Origin of the sequence: Luteimonas sp. YGD11-2, assembly GCF_004118975.1 — a bacterium.
GTDB lineage: Bacteria > Pseudomonadota > Gammaproteobacteria > Xanthomonadales > Xanthomonadaceae > Luteimonas > Luteimonas muca.
This window is the reverse complement of the sequence record NZ_CP035376.1, coordinates 1,871,008-1,893,056: the sequence shown is the minus strand read 5'-3', so window position 1 is coordinate 1,893,056 and position 22,049 is coordinate 1,871,008. Positions and strand designations below refer to the sequence as shown.

Below are 22,049 nucleotides of genomic sequence, written 5' to 3'. Positions count from 1 at the left end.
GCGACGGCAGGATGCCGAAGTGGATGCAACTGGCGCCCCCGGCGCGATTCGAACGCACGACCTTCCCCTTAGGAGGGGGACGCTCTATCCAGCTGAGCTACGGGGGCAGACCGGTGATTTTCTCATGCCCGGGCCAATTGCCCAAGCCGCAGCGTCCACGGCGTTTGCACGCCGCATATGGGCACTTGGAGCGCACCGCTGCCTGCAGTGCCCGATTCCGACCGCACCGATGCCGACCGAGCTGCTCGACTACACCCGCAAGGTGATCATCTTCGTGGCCATCGTCGGCCTTGCGTTCGTGCTCGCGAAACTCTCGCACGTGCTGGTGATGGTGTTCGGCGGCGTGGTGCTGGCGGCCGTGCTGCTGACGCTGACCGGGCTGCTGCGGCGCGTGGTGCCATTGCCGCACGGTGTCGCGCTGGCGGTCGTGCTGGTGCTGCTGATCGGCGGCCTGTCGACGTTGCTGGCGCTGTTCGGCGCGCAGGCGGCGAGCGAACTCGCCACCCTGGTCGAGACCATGCCCGCCGCGGCGCAATCCTTCCAGGACTGGGTCGACACCACCCGGCTCGGCCCGGTCATCCACGAGCAGATCGAGGCGCTGCGCGGCAACGTCAACCGCCTGATGGGCACCGCCGGGGCGATGGCGATGTCGCTGACCAGCGGACTGCTGGAACTGTTCCTGGTGCTGGTCGGCGGCATCTACATGGCCGCGCAGCCGCAGCTCTACCGCAAGGGCGTGCTGAAACTGGTGCCGCGCTCCGTGCGCCTGACCACCGCCGAAGCGCTCGACGCCAGCGGGCGCGCACTGCAGATGTGGCTGGGCGGGCAGCTGGTCGCGATGCTGCTGGTCGGCGCGCTGACCGGCATCGCCCTGTGGATGCTCGGCGTGCCCGCCGCGTTCGCACTGGCGCTGATCGCCTTCCTGCTCGACTTCGTGCCGATCATCGGCCCGATCGTGGCCGCGGTGCCCGGCATCCTGCTCGGCTTCACCGTGAGCCCGAAGATCGGGCTGGCCACGCTGGTGGTCTACATCGTCATCCAGCAGATCGAGAGCAACATCATCCAGCCGCTGATCCAGCAGCGCGCGGTCGAACTGCCACCGGCGCTGCTGCTGTTCGCGCTGTTCGGGTTCGGCGCGCTGTACGGGCTGGCGGGCCTGTTGCTGGCCGCGCCGCTGACGGTGTTCGTCTACGTGCTGGTCAAGAGGCTCTACGTGCGCGAACTGCTCGACACCGAAACCTCGGTGCCGGGCGAGGAGAGCGAATCCGGAACGGAGCGCTGAAAACAGGAAGGCCCGGTTCCTGCGAACCGGGCCTTCCGTTTATGTGGTGGAGCCAGGGAGGATCGAACTCCCGACCTCGTCATTGCGAACGACGCGCTCTCCCAGCTGAGCTATGGCCCCACGGAAACGTCAGCGACGGGCCATTATACGGAGCGGCCGGCAGCCGGCAAGACGTCGCCCAGCAGCGGCGCAAGTACCGGCTCGAGCTCGGCGCGACGCCAGCCCGCCAGCGCCTGCGGCCACTCGCCGCCCTCCAGCAGGGCCTCCAGCCAGCGCCGCGACGCCAGCACGCCATCGGGCAGGCCGAGTTCGGACGAACGCGCGGCCACGGCATCCTGCAGCCGTTTGAGCGCCTTGCGGTCGACCTCCTCGGTGCGTGGCGGCGGCGCGTCGGCCTCGTCGGCAAGCGGTGTCACCAGCGCGTGCTGGATCTGCGCGGCCAGCTTGCGCGGTGACTTCGGGTGCCGGTCGAGCACGCGCTGCAGCTCCGCGGCGTCGGCTGGCGGGTCGCGGGCGAGCAGGGTGGCGAGTTCGTTGTCGAGCACCCAGCTGCGCGGGCGATCGCGCTCGCGAGCGAACCGCTCGCGCCAGCGCAGCAGGCGCAGCAGGCGGTGCTGGGCAGGCAGGTCGAGGTGCTGGGCGGCGCGTAGCGACAGGTGCGGCCAGCGCTCGGTCTCGTCGCTGTCGGCCAGGCGCACCTGGCGCGCGCAATCGGCGTCGAGCCACGCGCGGCGGCCGAGCGCGGCGAGGCGGTCGTCGAGGTGCTGGTGCAGGGCGGCCAGGTGCCGCACGTCATCGGCGGCATAGGCCAGCTGCGATTCCGACAGTGGCCGGCGCATCCAGTCCGAGCGCGTCTCGCCCTTCGGCAGGGCCTCGCCGGTGATTTCCTGCACCAGCTTCTGGTAGCCGAGGCCTGCGGCGATGCCGGCCATCGCCGCGGCCACCTGGGTGTCGAACAGCGGCGTGGGCACCGCCGCGCAGGCGTGCTTGAAGGCGATGAGGTCCTCGCCGGCGCTGTGCATCACTTTGAGCACGGCGGGATCGAGCAGCAGCGGCCGCAGTGCGTCGGTCATGCCGGGCACCAGCGGGTCGATGAGCAGGATCTCGTCGTCGATCGCCAGCTGCACCAGCGCCAGTTGCGGCCAGTAGGTGCGTTCGCGGATGAACTCGGTGTCCAGGCCGACGCGGGCGGGTGGGCGGGCGAGCCGGGCGGCGAGGGTCTGTGGATCGTCGATCCACTGGATTCGGGGTTCGGGCATCGCGCCAGTGTAGCCGTCGGGCCGGTCTGCACGCAGGCCCGCCGGTGCACAGGCGATACTGCGCGCCCGGCCGCGCGATTGACCGCGCCGCGGGCGCCCCCTACCGTCCGCCGTTCGTACACCCCGCCAGGTCCCTGGAGCCCCGCTTGCGTCTTCGTCCCGTCCTCGTGATTCCGCTGGTCCTGCTGTTGTGTGCGGCATGCGCGCGCGACGCGGACGTGCCGGCGGCGGAGGACGCGTCGCCGGCCGCGGCGACCGGCAGCGTCACCATCAGCGCCCAGGAGGCGGGCGCCGCGGCGCTGAGCTGGCAGCGCCCCCGGGTCGCGCTGGCGGAGGAGGACGACGAGATCGCGCAGGCACGCGAGCGTGCCGGCGAGGCGCTCGACAGCGGAGATCTCTACGAGGGCGAGGACGCGGCGATCCCGCTGTACCTCGCGCTGCTCGAACGCGACCCGGAGGACGGTGACGCGCGACGCGGCCTGAACGCGGCGCGCGCGCGGTTGATCGCCCTCGGGGACGAAGCGCTGGCGCAGAGCGGCGACGACCCCGACGCCCTGCGCAATGCCCACCGGGTCGCGGCGGTCGCGCGCGATGTCTGGCCGCAGGACAAACAGACCCAGGCCTATCTGCAGCGGGTGGATCGCGCCGACCATCTGTGGGAACTCAACCGCCTCGCCGAGGCGGACCTGGCGCAGGACCGGCTCGGCGAATCGGGCGATGGCGCGCTGCCGAAGTTGCGCGAGGCGCTGGAACTCGCACCCGGCCAGGCGCGTGCGATGCAGAACCTCGCCGCGGTCGAGAGCGCGCTGATCCGCCGCGCCGAGACCGCCGCCGCCAGCGGCGACTTCAACAGCGCCGGGCAGTGGCTGGAGCACGCCGCGGTGCTGCGTCCGGACATCGACACCGTGCCCGATGCCCGCGAGCGCATCGCGCGCATGCGCACGCTGCGCATCGCGCGCCTGCGCGACCAGGGCGTGGCCGCGCTGGCCGGGGAGGATGGCATCGCGCAGGCGCGCGCGCGACTCGCCGAACTCCTGCGCATCGCCGAGCCCGGCGATCCCGCCGCGATGGACCTGCGCGAGCGCATCGACCTCGCCGTGCACTACGGCCTGTTCCGGCCCGGCCAGGTGTTCACCGATGCGCTGGGCAGCGGCGGCCGTGGCCCGCGGATGGTGGTCATCCCGCATGGCGCCTTCACCATGGGCGCTCCGGCGGACGAGCCGGGCTCCACCGACGCCGAGCAGCCACAGCGCAATATCCGCTTCGACCGCGGCTTCGCCATGGCGGTGACCGAAGTCACCGTGGGCGACTACCGGCGGTTCGTGAACGCTACCGGCTACCAGACCCGTTCGGCGCGGCGCGGCTTCTCGATGGTCTACGACGAACGCAGCGGCAACTTCGTCCGCCGCAGCAATGTCGACTGGCGCCACGACCATCTGGGCGCGCTCGCCGCCGACAACGCACCGGTGCTGCACGCCAGTGCGGTGGATGCCGCCGCCTATGCCGACTGGTTGTCGGAACAGAGCGGGCACCGCTACCGCCTCCCCAGCGAGGCCGAGTTCGAATACGCGCTGCGCGCCGGCACCGAAAGCGCGTTTCCCTGGGGCGATGGCAACGAGGTCCCGGAAGGCGTCGGCAACCTGACCGGTGGCGAGGACCGTTCGCCCTCCGGCCGGCAGTGGAGCAACGCCTTCCCGGGCTATGGCGATGGCTACTGGGGCCCGGCACCCGTGGCGAGCTTCGTGGCCAACCGCTGGGGAGTGCACGACCTGGCCGGTAATGTCAGCGAGTGGGTCGCCGACTGCTGGCACGACAACTACCGCCGCGCACCGGCTGATGCCACGCCGTGGGTGAATCCCGGCTGCCGCACGCATGTCATCCGCGGCGGATCCTGGGCCAGCGCGCCCGGCCAGGCGCGTTCGGCATGGCGCACGCCTGCGCAGCGCGACACCACGAACGCCCGCCTGGGCTTCCGCGTGGTCCGCGATCTCTGATCCCCGCGGCATCCTCACCACGTCTTGCGTGCCGGGCGTGGTACATCGGCGCGCACCCCGCGCCAGCACGAGAACCCACGATGCGACAGGACCCGTTTTCCCGACAGTCGGACCCGCGACGCCGCAACCGCCGCGGCGGGGGCCTGCGCCTGTGGATCCTGCTGCTGTTCGCCGGGTACGGCGTCTTCTACTACTTCTCCAACCAGGTCGAGGACCCGGTCACCGGGCAGAAGGTGCTGATCGACCGCAACCTGTCGGCCGACGACGAGAAGGCGCTGGGGCTGGAGGCCTACCAGCAGATCCTGCAGCAGGAACGCCCGGTGGATCCGTCGCTGCCGATCGCCCGGGAGGTGCAGTCGATCGCCGACCGCCTGATCGCCAAGGTCGATGTCGTCGAGGCGGCGCTCGCCGCCGAGCACGGCATGCAGCCGACCCGCTTCTCGCAGAGCTTCGACTGGGAGGTCAACGTGATCGAGTCCGAGCAGGCCAATGCGTTCTGCCTGCCCGGCGGCAAGATGGCGGTCTACACCGGCCTGGTGCCGGTGGCGCAGAACGAGGACGCGATGGCGGTGGTGATGGGCCACGAGATCGCCCACGCGCTGCTGCGCCACGGTGCGCAGCGCATGGCGCAGCAGCGGTTGAGCCAGGTCGGGCAGATGGCCGGTGCGATGAGCGGCATGGACCCGCAGCAGCAGCAGATGGTGATGGCGGCGATGGGCTACGGCTACCTGCTGCCGTATGCGCGCAAGCACGAGACCGAGGCCGACGAGGTCGGTCTGATGCTGGCGGCCGCCGCCTGTTTCGATCCGCGCGAGGCGGTGCCGCTGTGGGAGCGGATGGGCGAGGCCTCGGGCGGGCAGTCACAGCCGGAGTTCTCATCGACGCATCCCAACCCGGGCACGCGCATCCAGAACCTGCAGGCGATGATGCCGCGCGCGCTCGAATACCGCGAGCGCTTCTGCGAACAGGCGATGTAGCAGCGATGCGCGCGGGCCGTGGGCTCGCGCGCCCGCTCAGAAGCTCATGAACAGCCCGCCGTTGACCGGAAGGTTCGCACCGGTGATGAAGCCGGACTCCTCCGCGGCAAGGAACGCCACCGCGCGTGCGATCTCGTCGGGCTGGCCGAGCCGGCCCACGGGCACCCTGTCGACGATGTCCTCGCGGATCGCGTCCGGCATCGCGGCGACCAGGGCGGTGGCGCAGTAACCCGGCGACACCGTATTGACGGTCACGCCCTTGCGTGCGACCTCGCGGGCCAGGGCCATGGTGAAGCCATGCATGCCGGCCTTGGCCGCCGAGTAGTTGGTCTGGCCGAACTGGCCGGTCTGCCCGTTGACCGAGGCGAGGTTGACGATGCGCCCGAAGCCGCGCGTGACCATGCCGTCGACCGCATGCCGGCACAGGTTGAACACGCTGCCAAGATTGACGTCGATCACCGCCTCCCACTGCACCCGATCCATCCTGCGCAGGGTGGCGTCGCGGGTGATGCCCGCATTGTTGACGACGATGTCGAGCGCGCCATGGCGATCTTCCACCCCGGCGACGAACCGCGCGCAGGCATCGAAATCGGACACGTCGAGCACCGCGTGCTCCGCGTCGAGCCCCTGCATGGACTGCTCGAATGCGGTGCGGCGCTCCGGCGGACCATCGAGGTCGGCGGCGATGACCCGGCAACCGGCGCGGGCGAGGTGCCTGCAGATCGCGGTGCCGATGCCGCCAAGGCCGCCGGTCACGACGGCCACGCGTTGTGGACTCATGCAATCAACTCGTCATGGGCGACACGGCGGCAATGCGCCGCCGAGTCGGATCGTTCGCGGCTCAGCGGCCGCGCTTGTCGTCGGGCTTGTCGGGGCCCGTACCGGGCGCGCGGCCGACGCTGCCGACGAGGTTCTTCTGGAAGTCCTGCCACATTTCCAGATTGCGCTCGGTGAGCTTGTTCATCATCGTCCAGGGCGTCTGCCCCAGAAGCCCGCTGACCTGCTGGCGGAACTGGGTCTGCTGGTCGAGGAACACCTGCATCGAGCGTTCCAGGTAGGTCGCCATGAAACCCTGCAGCGGATCACCGTAGAAGCGGATGATCTGGCTGAGCAGCTGGGTGGAGAGGATCGGCTGACCTTCCTGTTCGTGCTCGGAGATGATCTGCAGCAACACCTGCCGGGTCAGGTCCTGGCCGCTCTTGGCATCGCGGACCTCGAAGTTCTCGCCATCGATGATCAGCTGGCGGACATCCTCGATCGTGATGTAGCTGGAAATCTCGGTGTCGTAGAGCCGGCGGTTCGGATACTTCTTGATGATGCGGAGGTCGCTCATGGGACCCTGTGGCCTGGCCGTGTTGCCACGCAGCATGGCCCAGCGCGTGGGCCCGCGCAACCGCGCCGCGCGCCTGCGCGATGGCGGTTGCGCGCGCGCCGCGATCACCAGCCCATGTACTGGCCGCCATTGGCCGAGAGGTTGGCGCCGGTGATCCATGCGGCTTCTTCGGGCAGGAAGAACGCCACCGCGTAGGCGATCTCGTCCGGCGTGCCGAGCCGGCCGGTGGGGATCTGCGCGACGATCTTCTCGCGTACCGCTTCGGGCACGGCCATCACCATGTCGGTGCCGATGTAACCCGGCGAGACCGTGTTGACGGTGATGCCGAAGCGCGCGTTCTCCTGCGCAAGCGAAATGGTGAAGCCATGCATGCCGGCCTTGGCAGCGGCGTAGTTGGCCTGCCCGTACTGCCCCTTCTGGCCGTTGATCGAACTGATCTGCACGATGCGCCCCCACTGCCGCTCGCGCATGCCCTCGATCACCGGGCGTGTGACGTTGAAGACCGAATTGAGGTTGGTGTCGATGACCTCGCGCCACTGGTCGGCGCGCATCCGGTGGAAGGTGGTGTCGCGGGTGATGCCGGCGTTGTTGATCAGGATGTCGACCGCACCGAGGTCACGCTCGACCTGGCGCACCATCGCCTCCGACTGCTCCGCCGATGCGACATCGCCCTGCGCGAGCACCACCTCGCAGCCATCGGCGCGCATGCGTTCCTGCCATTCGCGCGCGCGGCCCTCGTCGCGGTAGTTGGTGGCCACGCGATATCCCGCGGTGTGCAGGCGCCTGCAGATGGCAGTGCCGATACCACCGGTTCCCCCGGTCACCAGGGCGACTCTTGCCGTCATTTCCTTCTCCTTGCCACGGGGCGTGGGTGCGCCGCCGATTCTAGGGTGGGTCCCGGTCACCGGTGTTGTGCGATGCGGCGAGCGGTCCACGCGGGATCCGTCCGGGCTCGAACGCGGCGCTGGCCAGCACCAGCCAGTCGCGAGGATCGGTGGTGGTGGCAGCCAGTGGTTGCTGCCCCAGCAGCAGCCATGCACCGGCAAGCGCGGCTACGGGATCGGTCCCATCGAAGGGCAGGGCATCCAGCGACTTGGAGAGCTTGTGGCCACGCGCATCCAGCAGCAGCGGCAGGTGCGCGTACCGCGGTACCGGCAGGCCCAGGCGCTGCTGCAGGACCATCTGGCGCGCGGTCGATCCCAGCAGGTCGGCGCCGCGCACGATCCCGGTCATGCCCTGCGCGGCATCGTCGACGACCACGGCCAGCTGGTAGGCCCAGTAGCCGTCGGCGCGTCGCAGCACGAAGTCGCCGGTGAGCGCATGCACGTCCTCGGCGACGTGGCCCTGGATGGCATCGTCGAAGGCGACACGGGTGCCTTCGGGAACACGCAGCCGGATCGAGGGATCACGCCTGGGCGCGCCGCCCACACAACGGCGATGGACGCCGGCATGCGCGGCCAGCGCACTGCGGCTGCAGTGGCAGACGAAGGCGTCGCCCTGGTCGAGCAGGCGCTCGAGCGCCTGTGCATAGAGCGCACCGCGCGTGCTCTGCCGCACGACCGCACCGTCCGGCTGCAGGCCGAGGCGGGCGAGTGCACGCAACTGCGCATCCGCGGCGCCGGCCACTTCCCGCGGCGGGTCGATGTCCTCGATACGCACATGCCACTCGCCTCCCACGTGGCGGGCGAACAGCCAGCTGCCCAGCGCGGCCAGCAGCGAACCGGCGTGCAGAGCGCCGGTGGGCGAGGGCGCGAAGCGTCCGCGTGGTGGTGTCGGAGTGGGGGGCATGGGCTGTGCGGGCAACCGGGGCTGACCGGAGCACTTGAATTCCGGCAGGCTGGCATTATGTCGGCAGCAACGCGGCCGATGGTCCGCGAACCCCTATCTGGAACGAATCCGATGTTCAGCCGTATCGCCCTTTTCCTCGCCACCAACATTGCCGTGCTGGCGCTCGTCAGCATCGTCATGGCCATCTTCGGCATCGATCCCGCCACCAACGCGGGGCTGCTGATGTTCGCGGCCGTGTTCGGCTTCGGTGGCGCCTTCGTGTCGCTGGCGCTGTCGAAGTGGACCGCCAAGCGCAGCACCGGCGCGCACGTGATCACCCAGCCGGCCAACGAGAGCGAGCGCTGGCTCGTCGAGACGGTGCGCCGCCAGGCCCAGCAGGCCGGCATCGGCATGCCCGAGGTGGCGATCTACGACGCGCCTGAAATCAACGCCTTCGCCACCGGCGCCACCCGCAACAACGCACTGGTGGCGGTGTCCACCGGGCTGCTGCGCTCGATGACCCGCGACGAGGCCGAGGCGGTGCTCGGCCATGAGGTGGCGCATGTGGCCAACGGCGACATGGTCACGATGGCCCTGCTGCAGGGCGTGCTCAATACCTTCGTGATCTTCCTGGCGCGCGTGGTCGGACGCGCCGTCGACGGCTACCTCAATGGCGGCCGCGACAACGGCGGTGGCGGGCTTGCCTACTTCGCCATCGTATTCGTGCTGGACATGATCTTCGGCCTGTTCGCCAGCATGATCGCGATGTGGTTCTCGCGTCGCCGCGAATTCCGCGCCGACGTCGGTGGGGCCCAGCTGGCCGGCCGGCAGAAGATGCTTGCCGCGCTGGAACGGCTGGGGCAGACCTATGGCCACAACACGCTGCCCAAGCAGATCGCCGCATTCGGCATCAGCGGCGGGCTGGGCCATGGCCTGAAGCGCCTGCTGATGAGCCACCCGCCGCTGGAGGAGCGTATCCAGAGCCTGCGCAACGCCGATCTCGGCGAAAGCGACGGGGCCCGCCAGCGCGCGTTCTGATCCGTCACCGACAACCAAAAAAGCCCGCCGGATGGCGGGCTTTTTCGTTGCGCGGAGGCGGCTACTCGAAGTCGTAGTTCATGTGCGGCCCCGGCTCGGCCAGGAACATGCCCTGCACGTAGTCGATGCCGGCCGAGAACAGGATCGACATGCTCGAGGCGTCCTGCACCGATTCGGCAATCGTGCGGATGCCCAGCTCGCGCGCCTTCTCGGCGATCTCGCCGACGCGCCGCTGGTTGTCGGCATTCTGCGGGAGTTCTTCGGTGAAGCTGCGGTCGAGCTTGAGCAGGTGCGGCTGCAGGTGGGCGAGCAGCTGGAAGGAATCCAGGCCCACGCCGAAATGCTCCAGGGCCAGGCGGCAGTCGTAGCGGCCGATCGCCGTGGCGAAGTCGCGCGTCGCCTTGAGGTGGGTGAACACCTTGGCTTCCGGCAGCTCCAGCACCAGGTACTCGCCGGGCACCTCGTGCTTGGCGAGCTGTTCGCCGATATAGCGCACCAGGCTGTCGTCGTGCAGCGAGGCCTGGCTGATCTTCACCAGCAGCGTGGTCGGCCTGCCGGCGCGCATGCGCTCGCCGATCCGCGCGATCGCCTGGCCGACCACGTGGTGGTCGATCTCCCACAGCAGCCCGTGTTCCTCGGCGATGTGCAGGAAGGTCAGCGGCTTCACCAGCTCGCCGTCGCCGGCGTCCAGCCGCAGCAGCGTCTCGTAGACGGCCCCGGTCTCGCCCTGCAGGTTGATCACCGGCTGGTAGTGCAGCACGAAGCTGTCGCGGTCCAGGGCGTCGCGCAGGCGCTCGACCCACGCCTGCATATGTTCCTCTTCCGCGCGGTCGGCGGCCGCCGGGTCGAAGATCTCGTAGCGGTTGCCGCCCACCGCCAGCGACGAGGCCACGCCGGCGTCGGCTTTGGCCAGCACCTGGCTGATGCTGGCGATCTTCTCGCCGATCTGCACGCCGCCGATACTGGCGGTGACCACGCTGGAATGGCTGCCGATCTGGAACATGTCGGCGGTGAACGCGGCGAGGATGTTCTCCGCAAGCGCCACCGTGCGGGCGTGATCGGCATCGCGCAGCAGCACCGCCAGCCGGTGCTCGGCGTAGCGTGCTGCCACCGCCTGGTCGCCGATCACCGCCCGCACGCGTTCGGCCAGCGCGGCCAGCATGTCGTCGGCGGAGTCGAGGCCGATCTCCTGCAGCAGCCGCTGGTAATGGTCGGGTTCGATCAGCAGCAGGCCGTGCTGGTGGTTGTCGGCCGCCGATGCCGATACCGCATCCTCGAGCAGCCGCAGGAAGGTCGGGCGGTTGAGCAGGCCGGTGACCTGATCACGCTTGCGCAGCTCCTCGACCTGGCGCGCGAGTTCCGGATCGACCTCGGCACGCCGGAAGATCACCTGCAGGCAGGGTTCGCCCTCGTACTGGGCCGGGGTGAACTCCATCGTGGCGGGAAAGGCGTTGCCCTCGATGTCGCGCGCCTGCAGCTCGTAGTGCGGCGGCGGCGGCTCGCCCTTGGACAGGTTCTTGAGCAGTTGCTTGAAGTCGTCGACGTGCTGCGGGCCGACCATGTCGAGCAGCGACATGCCCTCGACGTCCTCGAATTCCTCGTACCCGAACATCTCCAGGTACGCCGCGTTTGCGCGGATATGCATGCCTTCGTGGATGTAGGCGATCGGTTCGCGCGAGGAGTCGATCAGCGCATCGCAGCGTCGCTCGGTCTCCCGCACGCGTGCCTCCAGCCGGCGCAGCGAGCGGCGGGCCTCGAGGTCGGCCCATTCGCTCTTCACCAGCGACAGCAGCACCGCCGGCTTGTGGCGTGGCACGATCCGGCGCGCGCCAAGGGCCAGGGCGGCCAGGAAACCGGCCTCGTCGATGCTCTCGACCACCGCCATCAGCGGGATGTCCTTGCCGCTGGCCAGCACCCGCTGGGCCACCTCGGCCAGCGGCAGCGCACCCGGCCGCTGCGCGGCGAGCACCAGGTCGATCGGCTGGCCGCCGAGGGCGGCGTCGAGTTCCTCGAGGGTCGCCGGCCGCAGGGGCCGGACCGCGATGCCCGCGTTGCGCAGACCGCTGACGATCGCCTCGGCGTCCTCGACGCTGTCGTCGACGATCACCAGGCGCAGCGCGTTGTCCTGTCTTGCCATGCGTCCCTCCCCGGAAGCCCGGGGTTTATGCCATGCGCCGGCCTGCGGCGTCCATCGACATGACGGTCAGAGCGGCCGTTTCGAGCCGTCGCCCGCCACTTCGCGCACCAGCCGCGGCACGAGGTAGCCCGGCAGGTGGTCGCGCAGCGCGGCATGCAGGGCCAGCGCGCGCGCGTCGTCGACCTCGAAATGGGCCGCACCGGCCACGCGGTCGAGCTGGTGCAGGTAATACGGAAGCACGCCGGCCTCGAAGCCGCGTTCGCTCAGCGCGGCCAGGGCGTCGAGCGAGTCGTTGACCCCGCGCAACAGCACCGCCTGGTTGAGGAGCGTCGCGCCCGTCGCACGCAGCCGTGCCATCGCGGCATCGACGTCGGCATCGAATTCGTTGCCGTGGTTGGCATGCACCACGACCGTCACCGGCCAGGGCAGGGTGGCGATCCAGCCGACCAGTTCCTCGTCGACGCGCTCGGGCAGCACGATCGGCAGCCGGGTGTGGACGCGCAGGCGCTTCACGTGCGCCAGCGGCGCCAGCGCGCGGGTGAGTTCGCCGAGCTTGGGCGTCGCCAGCGACAGCGGGTCGCCACCGGACAGGATCACCTCGTCGATTGCGGGGTCGGCCGCGATCGCCGTGACGGCGTCGTGCCAGCCGCCGGCAGCCGCGGTCTCCTCGGCATAGGGGAAGTGGCGGCGGAAGCAGTAGCGGCAGTGCACGGCGCAGCTGCCGGTCGCCACAAGCAGCGCCCGTCCGCGGTACTTGCGGATCAGGCCACGGCCGGCGCGAGCGGCCGAGTCACCGACGGCATCCAGGTCGAATCCCGGCACCGGGCGCAGCTCGTCGTCGAGCGGCAACACCTGGCGCAGCAGCGGGTCGGCGGGATCGCCATGGCGCATGCGCGCGACGAAGCTGCGCGGCACGCGCAGCGGGAACTGCGCGCAGGCGGCCTCCGGCACGCGCGCGGCCAGCGCGTCCAGGCCCAGCAGGCCGAGCAGTTCGCGCGGATCGCGGACCGCATCGCGCCAGGCCAGCTGCCAGCGGCGCGGCTGCATGGAAAGGGAGGCTGCAGGTATCATGTCGGGCTCAGCGCGGCGCAACGGCACCGGGCGCAAACCGACATTCTATCTCCCGCGCAAGCGGGACCGCAGGAGCAGAGATGGCCAGCTACGGCATGAACGACGTCAAGAACGGGATGAAGATCCTGGTCAACAATGAGCCCGCGATCATCACCGACACCGAGTACGTGAAGCCGGGCAAGGGCCAGGCCTTTACGCGCGTGAAGTACCGGATGATCAAATCCGGCCGCGTGCAGGAAGTCACCATGAAGGCCACCGACTCGGTCGATGCCGCCGACGTGGTCGACACCGACATGCGCTATCTCTACGCCGACGGCGAGTACTGGCACTTCATGGACCCGGACAACTTCGAGCAGGTGCAGGCCGACAAGGCCGGCATGGGCGGCGCCGAGAAGTGGCTCAAGGGCGAGGAGGACTGCGTGGTCACCCTGTGGAACGGCACCCCGATCGCGGTGCAGCCGCCGAACTTCGTCGAGCTGAAGATCACCGAGACCGACCCCGGCGTGCGCGGCGACACCTCCGGTGGCGGCGGCAAGCCGGCCACCCTGGAGACGGGCGCGGTGGTGCGCGTGCCGCTGTTCGTCGGCCAGGACGAGGTGATCAAGGTCGACACCCGCTCCGGCGAATACGTCAGCCGGGTGAAGTGACTGATCCGCAGCGCCCGCGCTGCGGTGCGTCGCGGATCAGCCATCCCCGCGGAGGCGGGGTTCCTAACAGCCGTACGGCGTGTCATCCACGGACCCCGGTCCCGGATTCCCGCCTGACGACGTCCACGTCCATCGGTGCCGCCGTCGCGACACCGCCGGACCGCAAGCGGTGAACGCAATGAGCCAGCCCCCGGAACGCGTCGACCTCCTGATCGAAGCCGGCTGGGTGGTGCCGGTGGAACCGCATGGCGTGGTGCTCGAGGACCACGCGGTCGCCGTCCGCGACGGCGCGATCGTGGCGCTGCTGCCACGTGACGAAGCGCGTGCCCGCTTCGAGGCGGCGGAGACGGTCTCGCGCCCCGACGCGGCGCTGATGCCCGGCTTCGTCAACGCCCATACCCACAACCCGATGACGCTGCTGCGCGGCGTGGCCGACGACCTGCCGCTCAAGACCTGGCTGCAGGACCACATCTGGCCGATCGAGGCCGCGGTGATCGGCCCGGAGTTCGTCGCCGACGGGGTGACCCTGGCGATCGCGGAGATGCTTCGCGGTGGCACCACCTGCGTCAACGAGAACTACTTCTTCCCGGACGTGCAGGCGGCGGTCTACAAGCGCCATGGCTTCCGCGCCCGCGTCGGCCTGCCGGTGATCGACTTCCCGACCGCCTGGGCGAAGAGCGACGACGAGTACTTCGCCCGTGCCGGCGAGGTGCACGACCAGTGGCGCGATGATCCGCTGATCAGCACCGCGTTCGCGCCGCATGCGCCGTACACGGTGAGCGACGCCAACTTCGAACGCGTGCGGATGCTGTCCGACCAGCTCGACGTGCCGGTGCACCTGCACCTGCACGAGACCGCGCAGGAAGTGGAACAGTCGCTGGCCGAGCACGGCCAACGCCCGATTGCGCGCCTGGATCGCCTGGGCCTGTTCAACGACCGGCTGATCGCCGTGCACATGACCCAGCTGACCGACGCGGAGATCCACCTCTGCCGCGAGCGCGGCGTCAGCGTGGTGCATTGCCCGGAATCCAACCTCAAGCTGGCATCGGGTTTCTGCCCGGCCTGCGCGCTCGAGCGCGCCGGGGTGAACCTCGCCATCGGCACCGACGGCTGCGCCAGCAACAACGACCTCGACATGTTCGGGGAAACGCGCACTGCGGCGATCCTCGCCAAGGCTGTCGCGCAGGACGCCTCCGCGCTCGATGCCGCCACCGCGCTGCGCGCGGCCACGCTGGGCGGCGCGCGGGCGATCGGGCTTGACCACCTGGTCGGGTCGATCGAGGCCGGCAAGCAGGCCGACCTGGTCTGCGTGGACCTCTCGGCGCTGGAGACGCAACCGTTGCATCACGTGCACTCGCAGCTGGTCTACGCTACCGGCCGCCACCAGGTCAGCGATGTGTGGATCGGCGGCCGCGCGCGCCTGCGCTCCCGCGAACTGGTGGATATCGACGCCGCGGCGCTGGTCGCCAACGCGCGCCAGTGGCGCACCCGCATCGCCGCCCTCGGGCGCTGAGGCACACGCAGCGCAGGAGCATGCAATGACCGCAACCGCAAGCAATTACCGCCAGTCCGAGCTCGACAAGTTCGCCGCGCTCGCCAGCCGCTGGTGGGACCCGGACGGCCCGCAGAAGCCGCTGCATGCGCTCAACCCGGTGCGGTTGGAGTATGTCGCCGGGCGCGTACCGCTGGCGGGTGCCCGGGTACTGGATGTGGGTTGTGGCGGCGGACTGCTGAGCGAGGCACTCGCCGCTGCCGGAGCCCACGTGACCGCGATCGATCTCGCCCCGGAACTGGTGCGGGTCGCCCAGCTGCACGCGCGCGAGTCCGGGCTGGACATCGACTACCGGCAGCAGGCGGTGGAAAGCCTCGCCGAGGCCGAAGCGGGCAGCTTCGATGCCGTCACCTGCATGGAGATGCTCGAGCACGTGCCCGATCCGGGCGCGATCCTCGGCGCGTGCGCCACGCTGCTCAGGCCCGGTGGCCGGCTGTTCGTGTCCACCCTCAACCGCACGCCGGCAGCCTTTGCGCTGGCCATCGTCGGCGCCGAATACGTGGCGCGCCTGCTGCCGCGCGGCACCCACCGCTACGAGGACTTCATCCGCCCGTCGGAACTGGCCGCCTGGCTGCGCGACTGCGGGCTCGAGCTGGAGGACGTCAGCGGCATGATGTACGAGCCGTGGCGCAACCGCGCGCGGCTGGTGTCGCGGACGGAGGTCAACTATCTCGCCTGCGCGCGCAGGGCGGCGACGTCATGAACGCCCCGGGTCGCTTCCCGCGCACGGTGCTGTTCGACCTCGACGGCACGCTGCTCGACAGCGCGCCGGACATGCTTGCCACCGTCAACCGCATGCGCGCGCAGCGCAACCGGCCGCCGATGGCACTGGGCGAATTGCGCCCGCATGTGTCCAAGGGTGCGCGGGCGATGTCCGCTGCCGCATTCCCGGATGCCGATCTTGCCGAACGCCAGGACATGGTTCCGGAATTCCTGTCGATCTACCGCGAGGAGCTCGGCCGCCACGGCGGGCCGTTCGACGACATCCCCGCTCTGCTGGACGCGCTCGAGGCCGATGGCGTGATCTGGGGCGTGGTGACCAACAAGCCGGAATACCTCGCCAGCGAAGTGCTGCGTGCACTGGAGTGGCAGTTCCGCTGCAAGGTGCTGGTGGGCGGCGATTCGCTGGCCGAACGCAAGCCGCATCCGCTGCCGCTGCTGCATGCCGCGCAGACGCTGGGCGTGGACCCGGCCGACTGCGTGTACGTGGGCGATGACGAGCGCGACATCGAGGCCGCGCGCGCCGCCGGGATACCGTCGATCGTGGCGTTGTGGGGCTATCGCCTCGGCGACGACCTGCCACGCAACTGGGGTGGCGACGTGATGGTCGACCAGCCCGGCGAGCTGCTGGACCCGGCGTGCTGGCCGCGCGTCGCCACGCGTGGCTGAGGCGGGACCGGGCATGGCCACCACCGACAACCGCGAGCCGCCGGAAAGCTTCACCGCCAAGTTCCAGGAGCGCTGGCCGGAATGGGGCGTGGCGATCGCCTTCATCTCCCCGGGCGAGCGCGAGGCGCTGGAGGCCTGGCTTGCGCTGCTGCAGGAATTCGCCGATGCCGCCTGGGGCGGCAGCCAGGCGGCGCCCGGGCTGGCCAAGCTGGCGTGGTGGCAGGACGAACTGCTGGGCTGGTCGCGCGGCGCGCGGCGGCATCCGCTGGCGCAGCGTCTGCGCGCACAACCGGTCGACTGGGCGACGCTGGGACACGCGCTGAACGTGCTTCCGGCCACGCGCGAGGGTGCACCCGAAAACATCGGAACGACGCTGGCTCCGCTCGCCGAGGCGCTGGCCCGGGCAGAGGCCGCGCTTGCCGGGCAGACGGTGGGCGCCGATGACGCCGCGCAGCTGGTCGCGACGCTGCTGGGCGAGCGTGCGCTGCGCCATGGCGACGCCGACGAGGCGCGGCGCGTGCTTGCGGCATGGCCCGGCCGGCGCGGTGCCGGCAGCCGCGGACGCCGCATCCAGGCCGAACTGCTGCGCCGGCGCCTGCTGGCGCTGGCCGACGGCAAGGCCCCGCAATCGCTCGCAGCATGGCGGGCATTGCCATTGGCATGGCGCGCGGCGCGCGGCTGAAACGGCAGACGCTGCCTATCGCCGCGATCGCCCGCGGCACCCGCCACAACGCATCGTTGCGCGGGCAGCCGGACCTGCGCCGTTACACTAGCCGGCCCCCCTGTCGTCCCCGGTGAACCGTGACCCAGCGCCTTGCCCCCGTCCTGCCCGATGTCGCCGACGATGCCGCGCTGTCCGCGCGCGCGCTCGACTGGGTGGGGATGGACCGCATCGCGCTGCCTCTGCAGCTGCCGGCCATGGAGGGTGGAGCGGCTATGCAGGTGCCTGCGGAGGTCGACGTCGCGGTCGACCTGCGGCGCCCGGATACCCGCGGCATCCACATGTCGCGGCTGTACCTGCGCCTGCAGGACGCGTTTGCCGCGGAGCCCCTGACACTGTCCGGCCTGCGCCGCATCCTCGACGACCTGGTCGATTCGCAGCGTGGCCTGTCGGGCTCGGCGCGCGTGGTGATCCGTTACGAACACCTGCTGCGTCGCCGCGCGCTGGCCAGCGACAACGCCGGCTGGAAGCGCTACCCGGTGCAGCTGGAAGCCACGGTGGCCGATGGCCGCTTCCGTGCGGTGCTGGCGTTCTCGGTCGAGTATTCCAGCACCTGTCCGGCCTCGGCGGCGCTGTCGCGCCAGCTCAACGCGGCGCGCTTCACCGGGGATTTCGCGGCGGCGCGCCCACTGTCGACCCAGGTGGTCGGCGAATGGCTGGCGTCGGAGCGCGGGCTTGCCGCCACACCGCACGCACAGCGCAGCCGCGCCGACGTGCGCGTCGAGCTGCAGCCGTCGTTCGATGCCGGCCTGCCGGTCGAGGCGCTGGTCGATGCCCTGGAAGCCGCACTCGGCACGCCGGTGCAGACGGCGGTGAAGCGCGAGGACGAACAGGCCTTCGCGCGCCTCAACGCCGAGAACCTGATGTTCTGCGAGGATGCCGCGCGCCGCGTCGCTGCCGCGCTTGCCGCCGACGAGCACGTGTCGCGCTTCGAGGCGACGGTGTCGCACTTCGAAAGCCTGCACGCGCATGACGCGGTGGCGCGGGTCAGCGGGCCGTAGAGCCCGGGCACGGATTTCCGCGCTTACGCGCTGACCGGTAGCCGATCAGGGCGGCGCGTGCAGCGCTTCTGCCCCGCGACCCTGTGGCTTCAACGCCTGTGCCTGGTGGTCACCCATCGGGTGACCCGCGCATACCCAGGGTGCCCTCACTGAGCGCGTTCGAGCACCAGCTGTGGATCGATGCGCACGTCGAACCAGCTCATGCCCCAGTGCAGGTGCGGCCCGGTCGCACGACCCGTGGCGCCGACCGCGCCAAGCACCTGACCCTGCTCGACGCGATCGCCCACCGCCACGTCGATGCGCGACATGTGCAGGAAGTTCGAGCTGACCCCGTGGCCGTGATCGAGCAGCACCGTGCCGCCGGTGAGATAGAGGTCCGGTGCGGCAAAGGTGACGATGCCTGCGGCAGGCGCGCGGATCGGTGTACCGGTGGGCGCGGCGATGTCCATGCCCGAATGCGGCGACCCAGGCCTGCCGTTGTAGACGCGGGCACGGCCGAAGCGGCCGCTGATGCGGCCTTCGACCGGACGGATGAAGGGCTGGGCGAAATCCGCGCGGGCATCGTCGCGTACCCGCGCCGCTGACACCTGCGCCTGCTCGCGGCGGATGCGTTCGGCGATCGCCGGTGGCGGATCGACGGTGGCCGGCGGCACGCCGTCCACGCGCTGCAGTGGCCAGTCGCGGGCCAGGACCTGGATCGCCACCGGCTGCCGGCTGCCGTCGGGGCGGGTGACCGACACCTGCACCGGGCCGCTTTCGTCGCGGCCGACGCCGAACACCACGCTTCCGTAGCCGGTGACCCGCAGCGTGCGTCCGGCATGGGTGACCTCGCTGCCCGGCGGCACCTTGCCGATCACCATCGCGCCCTGTTGCACGCGGTCGGGAAACACCACGCGGTCATCGGCCGCAACGGCGAACGGCGCAATCGCCAGGGCGCACAGGAGCGCAGCGGTCCAGCGCCGTGCCAGCGGGCGCAATGCCGCCATCAACGCGCGAACTCCAGCCGCTGGCCGGCGGGCGCACCGGTGATGCGCTCGCCGTCCCAGGCCAGCGTGCCGTTGACCCAGGTCGAGGCGACCCGGCTGCGGAAGGTGGTGCCTTCGAATGGCGACCAGCCGCACTTCGACAGCACCTGCTCGCGCCGCACCTGGAACGGAATGTCCTCGACCATCACCAGGTCCGCCCAGTAGCCCTCGCGCAGGAAGCCGCGCTCGCGCACGTCGAACAGCTGCGCCGGCGCATGCGCGAACTTGCGCACCACGGTGGCGATGTCGAAGTGCCCCTCGTGCACGCGCTCCAGCGCCGCCGACAGCGCGAACTGCACCAGCGGAAGCCCCGACGGCGCGCGCAGGTAGGTCTGCTGCTTCTCGTCCCAGGTGTGCGGTGCGTGGTCGGTGGCCAGCACGTCGATGACGTCGTCGGCGATCGCGCGGCGCAGCGCATCGCGGTCGGCGACATCCTTGATGGCCGGGTTGCACTTGATCTGGTGGCCGAGCCGCGCGTAGTCGGGCCGTGCGAAGTGCAGGAAGTGCACGCAGGTCTCGGCGGTGATGCGCTTGCGCACGCGTCCGTCGGCATCCACCAGCGGGCCGCGCTCGAACAGCGCGAGCTCGTCGGCCGTCGAGATATGCAGCACGTGCAGGCGGGTGTCGTGGCGGCGCGCAAGCTCGAGCGCCAGCCGGGTGGACGCGATGCAGGCTTCGCGCGAACGGATGTCGGGGTGGCACTCGGCCGGGATGTCGTCGCCGTACTCCGCGCGGAACTTCGCAAGCAGCGCATCGATCGTCGGCGTGTCCTCGCAATGGGTGATGATCGGCACCGGGGTCTCGCGGAAGATGCCGTCGAGCGTCTCCGGGTTGTCGACCAGCATGTTGCCGGTGGACGCGCCCATGAACACCTTGACGCCCGGCGCGGTGGCCGGGTCGAGGCTGCGCACTGCGTCGAGGTTGTCGTTGCTGGCACCCAGGTAGAAGCCGAAATTGGCATGCGCACGCCCCGCGGCGCGCCGGTACTTGTCCTGCAGCGCGCCGGCGTCGAGCGTCGGCGGGCTGGTGTTGGGCATGTCCATGAAACTGGTGAGGCCACCGGCCACCGCCGCCGCCGATTCGCTGGCGATGTCGGCCTTGTATTCCAGGCCCGGCTCGCGGAAGTGCACCTGGTCGTCGATCATCCCCGGCATCAGCCAGCGGCCGGCGGCATCGACCACGTGCTCGCCGTTGCGTGCGGTCAGGCCGCTGGCGATCGCGGCGATGCGCCCGTTGCTGATGCGCAGGTCGGCCTCGGTGACCGCGCCTTCGTTGACCAGGCGCGCGTTGATGATGAGGGTGTCGGTCATTGGGTGGAGTCCGTGTGCGGCATCGGCACGGGGTCGTGCCCGCCGGGGTGCAGGGGATGGCAGCGTGACAGGCGGCGCACGGCCAGCCATCCGCCCTTGAGCGCGCCGAAGCGCGCGATGGCGGTCATCGCGTATTCGGAGCAGCTGGGGACGAACCGGCAGCGCGGGCCGAGCAGCGGGCTCAACAGGCGCTTGTACAGGCGCAGCAGGAGGATGAGGAAGCGGTCGATCACTGGATGCATGCGGCGTGATGATGGGGGGTGGTGCTCGGTTGCCGCTGCCGTCGGGGCAGGGTATAACACCCCGCTTTCCCAATCCAAGGGAACGAAAGGACGGAGCGACGTGGCAGCGAAGAAAACCGCGAAAAAGTCCGCCACCGCGGCGGCGAAGAAGGCGCCCGCGAAGAAGGCCGTGAAGGCACCGGCGAAGAAGGCTGCGGCAAAGAAGGCCACCGCTGCCAGGTCCCCGGTGAAGAAGGCCCCCGCGAAGGCCGCAAAGAAGGCGGCAGTCGCGAAGAAGGCGGCCGTCGCCCGGAACACCGCTCCGGCAAAGAAGGCTGCACCTGCCAGGAAGACCGCGCCGGCGAAGAAGGCCTCGACCAGCACCGCCACCAGGGCGCCCGCGAAGAAGGCTGTCGCGAAGGTCCCGGCCGGCAAGACGGCGGTGAAGAAGGTGGCGACGCCTGCCGTGGCAAGCAAGGCCGCGGTTGCGAAGAAGCCGATCGCCAAGGCCGCCAACGTCGCCCGCAAGCTGGCCCCGGCCGCGGCGGTCAAGGGCGAAGCGCCGGAGACCACGAAGACCACGAAGACCACGGCGTCGAAGGGCGCGAACAAGAACACCGCGCCCACCGGCGCTCCCCAGGCCGCGAGCGCGGCCGCGAACCCGCGCCGGACGGGCAAGGTCGCAGTGGCTGTCGCCGCTCGCCCGGCTCCCCCGGCGCCCAAGACGAAGTACAAGGTAGTGGAATACAAAACCGATCCCGAGACCGGCCGTCCGATCGTGCCGAACGGTTATCGCCCCTCCCGCGAGGAGGAATACATGAACCCGCTGCACCTCGAGTATTTCCGCCAGCGCCTGATGCAGTGGCGTGCGGATCTCGTGGAGGAATCCAAGCAGACCATCGAGAACCTCAAGGAAGAAGTGCGTGACGTCGGCGACGAGGCCGAGCGCGCCACCCGCGAGACCGAGAATTCGCTGGAGCTGCGCACCCGCGACCGTTACCGAAAGCTGATCGGCAAGATCGACAGCACGCTCAAGCGCGTCGATTCGGGCGAATACGGCTACAGCGTCGATTCCGGCGAGGAAATCGGCCTGGACCGCCTCGAGGCGCGCCTGACCGCCGAACGCACGATCGACGAGCAGGAGCGCTGGGAGCATCTGCAGAAGCAGATGGGCGACTGACCCCCACGCATCACGAATGACCTGGACGGGCCCCGCAGTGCGGGGCCTGTTCCGTTTCAGGGCTGGCAGGTGATGGCGTGCCTGGACCTGCAGCGGCAGGTGGGTGTTGGTCCGGCGCGACGCCAGGCGCCGGCCCGGTCCCGCA

21 protein-coding genes and 2 tRNA genes are annotated in these 22,049 nt (G+C 70.2%); 11 read left to right on the top strand and 12 right to left on the bottom strand.

Annotated features, from left to right (window positions below):
* Positions 1–30: 30 nt before the first annotated feature.
* Positions 31–107 (bottom strand) — tRNA-Arg (locus tag ERL55_RS08600).
* A gap of 122 nt (positions 108–229) precedes the next feature.
* Here ERL55_RS08600 and ERL55_RS08595 point away from each other — a divergent pair.
* Positions 230–1,282, top strand: coding sequence for an AI-2E family transporter (locus ERL55_RS08595; protein ID WP_129136054.1), 1,053 nt, complete (start codon positions 230–232; stop codon positions 1,280–1,282).
* A 44-nt stretch (positions 1,283–1,326) separates the two neighbouring features.
* Here ERL55_RS08595 and ERL55_RS08590 read toward each other — a convergent pair.
* Positions 1,327–1,402, bottom strand: a tRNA-Ala gene (locus ERL55_RS08590).
* A 23-nt stretch (positions 1,403–1,425) separates the two neighbouring features.
* Positions 1,426–2,541: a ribonuclease D gene (gene rnd, locus ERL55_RS08585; RefSeq protein WP_129136053.1), complete on the bottom strand. Its 1,116-nt coding sequence runs from the start codon at positions 2,539–2,541 to the stop codon at positions 1,426–1,428.
* Between the two features lie 146 nt (positions 2,542–2,687).
* Here rnd and ERL55_RS08580 point away from each other — a divergent pair, with 146 nt between their 5' ends.
* Complete coding sequence (locus tag ERL55_RS08580) at positions 2,688–4,535, top strand: formylglycine-generating enzyme family protein (protein WP_241685734.1); 1,848 nt, start codon at positions 2,688–2,690, stop codon at positions 4,533–4,535.
* Positions 4,536–4,615: 80 nt separating this feature from the next.
* Positions 4,616–5,512, top strand: coding sequence for a M48 family metallopeptidase (locus tag ERL55_RS08575; protein ID WP_129136052.1), 897 nt, complete (start codon positions 4,616–4,618; stop codon positions 5,510–5,512).
* A gap of 36 nt (positions 5,513–5,548) precedes the next feature.
* Here the strand turns inward: ERL55_RS08575 and phbB (ERL55_RS08570) are convergent, their stop codons facing one another.
* The 4 genes from phbB (ERL55_RS08570) to gluQRS form a co-directional block, all read right to left on the bottom strand.
* Entirely contained in the window at positions 5,549–6,292 is a 744-nt protein-coding gene (gene phbB, locus ERL55_RS08570; RefSeq protein WP_129136051.1) for an acetoacetyl-CoA reductase, read from the bottom strand.
* Between the two features lie 61 nt (positions 6,293–6,353).
* Positions 6,354–6,845, bottom strand: a complete 492-nt coding sequence (gene phaR / locus ERL55_RS08565) for a polyhydroxyalkanoate synthesis repressor PhaR (RefSeq protein WP_129136050.1) — start codon at positions 6,843–6,845, stop codon at positions 6,354–6,356.
* Positions 6,846–6,949: 104 nt separating this feature from the next.
* Positions 6,950–7,690, bottom strand: coding sequence for an acetoacetyl-CoA reductase (phbB, locus tag ERL55_RS08560; RefSeq protein WP_129136049.1), 741 nt, complete (start codon positions 7,688–7,690; stop codon positions 6,950–6,952).
* Between the two features lie 40 nt (positions 7,691–7,730).
* On the bottom strand, positions 7,731–8,633 hold the full coding sequence (gene gluQRS / locus ERL55_RS08555; protein ID WP_129136048.1) for a tRNA glutamyl-Q(34) synthetase GluQRS: 903 nt from the start codon (positions 8,631–8,633) through the stop codon (positions 7,731–7,733).
* A 111-nt stretch (positions 8,634–8,744) separates the two neighbouring features.
* Here gluQRS and htpX point away from each other — a divergent pair, with 111 nt between their 5' ends.
* Positions 8,745–9,650: a protease HtpX gene (gene htpX / locus ERL55_RS08550; RefSeq protein WP_129136047.1), complete on the top strand. Its 906-nt coding sequence runs from the start codon at positions 8,745–8,747 to the stop codon at positions 9,648–9,650.
* 61 nt (positions 9,651–9,711) lie between these two features.
* On the opposite strand, the gene ERL55_RS08545 is transcribed toward htpX, so the two are convergent.
* Both ERL55_RS08545 and epmB read right to left on the bottom strand, forming a co-directional pair.
* Positions 9,712–11,787, bottom strand: coding sequence for an EAL domain-containing protein (locus ERL55_RS08545; protein ID WP_129136046.1), 2,076 nt, complete (start codon positions 11,785–11,787; stop codon positions 9,712–9,714).
* Positions 11,788–11,853: 66 nt separating this feature from the next.
* A complete protein-coding gene (epmB, locus tag ERL55_RS08540) occupies positions 11,854–12,858 on the bottom strand; it encodes an EF-P beta-lysylation protein EpmB (protein WP_129136045.1) in 1,005 nt (334 codons plus the stop codon).
* Between the two features lie 80 nt (positions 12,859–12,938).
* Here epmB and efp point away from each other — a divergent pair, with 80 nt between their 5' ends.
* The 6 genes from efp (at position 12,939) to folE2 (ending at position 18,168) form a co-directional block, all read left to right on the top strand.
* A complete protein-coding gene (efp, locus tag ERL55_RS08535; RefSeq protein WP_129136044.1) occupies positions 12,939–13,505 on the top strand; it encodes an elongation factor P in 567 nt (188 codons plus the stop codon).
* A gap of 178 nt (positions 13,506–13,683) precedes the next feature.
* Positions 13,684–15,018 (top strand): TRZ/ATZ family hydrolase, encoded by a 1,335-nt coding sequence (locus tag ERL55_RS08530; protein ID WP_129136043.1) that lies wholly within the window; start codon positions 13,684–13,686, stop codon positions 15,016–15,018.
* A 25-nt stretch (positions 15,019–15,043) separates the two neighbouring features.
* Entirely contained in the window at positions 15,044–15,760 is a 717-nt protein-coding gene (ubiG, locus tag ERL55_RS08525) for a bifunctional 2-polyprenyl-6-hydroxyphenol methylase/3-demethylubiquinol 3-O-methyltransferase UbiG (protein ID WP_129136042.1), read from the top strand.
* Positions 15,757–16,446 carry a phosphoglycolate phosphatase gene (gene gph, locus ERL55_RS08520; RefSeq protein ID WP_129136041.1) on the top strand — a complete coding sequence of 230 codons (690 nt, stop codon included), beginning with the start codon at positions 15,757–15,759 and terminating at the stop codon, positions 16,444–16,446. The genes ubiG and gph overlap by 4 nt, the downstream gene beginning before the upstream one ends.
* 13 nt (positions 16,447–16,459) lie before the next feature.
* Positions 16,460–17,128, top strand: a complete 669-nt coding sequence (locus ERL55_RS08515) for a hypothetical protein (RefSeq protein WP_129136040.1) — start codon at positions 16,460–16,462, stop codon at positions 17,126–17,128.
* 119 nt (positions 17,129–17,247) lie between these two features.
* Complete coding sequence (folE2, locus tag ERL55_RS08510) at positions 17,248–18,168, top strand: GTP cyclohydrolase FolE2 (RefSeq protein WP_129136039.1); 921 nt, start codon at positions 17,248–17,250, stop codon at positions 18,166–18,168.
* 146 nt (positions 18,169–18,314) lie between these two features.
* Here folE2 and ERL55_RS08505 read toward each other — a convergent pair whose 3' ends face one another.
* From ERL55_RS08505 to yidD, 3 genes are read right to left on the bottom strand one after another with little or no spacing between them, the layout of a single operon-like run.
* Positions 18,315–19,154 carry a M23 family metallopeptidase gene (locus ERL55_RS08505; RefSeq protein ID WP_129136038.1) on the bottom strand — a complete coding sequence of 280 codons (840 nt, stop codon included), beginning with the start codon at positions 19,152–19,154 and terminating at the stop codon, positions 18,315–18,317.
* Entirely contained in the window at positions 19,154–20,503 is a 1,350-nt protein-coding gene (locus tag ERL55_RS08500; protein WP_129136037.1) for a dihydroorotase, read from the bottom strand. Before ERL55_RS08500 ends, ERL55_RS08505 begins: the two co-directional genes overlap by 1 nt.
* Entirely contained in the window at positions 20,500–20,745 is a 246-nt protein-coding gene (yidD, locus tag ERL55_RS08495) for a membrane protein insertion efficiency factor YidD (RefSeq protein WP_129136036.1), read from the bottom strand. Before yidD ends, ERL55_RS08500 begins: the two co-directional genes overlap by 4 nt.
* A 100-nt stretch (positions 20,746–20,845) precedes the next feature.
* Between yidD and dksA the strand changes: the two genes are divergently transcribed.
* Positions 20,846–21,904: an RNA polymerase-binding protein DksA gene (gene dksA / locus ERL55_RS08490; RefSeq protein WP_129136035.1), complete on the top strand. Its 1,059-nt coding sequence runs from the start codon at positions 20,846–20,848 to the stop codon at positions 21,902–21,904.
* The last annotated feature ends 145 nt before the right edge of the window (positions 21,905–22,049 follow it).

Coding starts and splice junctions, on each gene's coding strand:
- ERL55_RS08595 (WP_129136054.1), top strand. CDS start 230: ATGCCGACCGAGCTGCTCGACTACACCCGCAAGGTGATCATCTTCGTG.
- rnd (WP_129136053.1), bottom strand. CDS start 2,541: ATGCCCGAACCCCGAATCCAGTGGATCGACGATCCACAGACCCTCGCC.
- ERL55_RS08575 (WP_129136052.1), top strand. CDS start 4,616: ATGCGACAGGACCCGTTTTCCCGACAGTCGGACCCGCGACGCCGCAAC.
- phbB (WP_129136051.1), bottom strand. CDS start 6,292: ATGAGTCCACAACGCGTGGCCGTCGTGACCGGCGGCCTTGGCGGCATC.
- phaR (WP_129136050.1), bottom strand. CDS start 6,845: ATGAGCGACCTCCGCATCATCAAGAAGTATCCGAACCGCCGGCTCTAC.
- phbB (WP_129136049.1), bottom strand. CDS start 7,690: ATGACGGCAAGAGTCGCCCTGGTGACCGGGGGAACCGGTGGTATCGGC.
- gluQRS (WP_129136048.1), bottom strand. CDS start 8,633: ATGCCCCCCACTCCGACACCACCACGCGGACGCTTCGCGCCCTCGCCC.
- htpX (WP_129136047.1), top strand. CDS start 8,745: ATGTTCAGCCGTATCGCCCTTTTCCTCGCCACCAACATTGCCGTGCTG.
- ERL55_RS08545 (WP_129136046.1), bottom strand. CDS start 11,787: ATGGCAAGACAGGACAACGCGCTGCGCCTGGTGATCGTCGACGACAGC.
- epmB (WP_129136045.1), bottom strand. CDS start 12,858: ATGATACCTGCAGCCTCCCTTTCCATGCAGCCGCGCCGCTGGCAGCTG.
- efp (WP_129136044.1), top strand. CDS start 12,939: ATGGCCAGCTACGGCATGAACGACGTCAAGAACGGGATGAAGATCCTG.
- ERL55_RS08530 (WP_129136043.1), top strand. CDS start 13,684: ATGAGCCAGCCCCCGGAACGCGTCGACCTCCTGATCGAAGCCGGCTGG.
- ubiG (WP_129136042.1), top strand. CDS start 15,044: ATGACCGCAACCGCAAGCAATTACCGCCAGTCCGAGCTCGACAAGTTC.
- gph (WP_129136041.1), top strand. CDS start 15,757: ATGAACGCCCCGGGTCGCTTCCCGCGCACGGTGCTGTTCGACCTCGAC.
- ERL55_RS08515 (WP_129136040.1), top strand. CDS start 16,460: ATGGCCACCACCGACAACCGCGAGCCGCCGGAAAGCTTCACCGCCAAG.
- ERL55_RS08505 (WP_129136038.1), bottom strand. CDS start 19,154: ATGGCGGCATTGCGCCCGCTGGCACGGCGCTGGACCGCTGCGCTCCTG.
- ERL55_RS08500 (WP_129136037.1), bottom strand. CDS start 20,503: ATGACCGACACCCTCATCATCAACGCGCGCCTGGTCAACGAAGGCGCG.
- yidD (WP_129136036.1), bottom strand. CDS start 20,745: ATGCATCCAGTGATCGACCGCTTCCTCATCCTCCTGCTGCGCCTGTAC.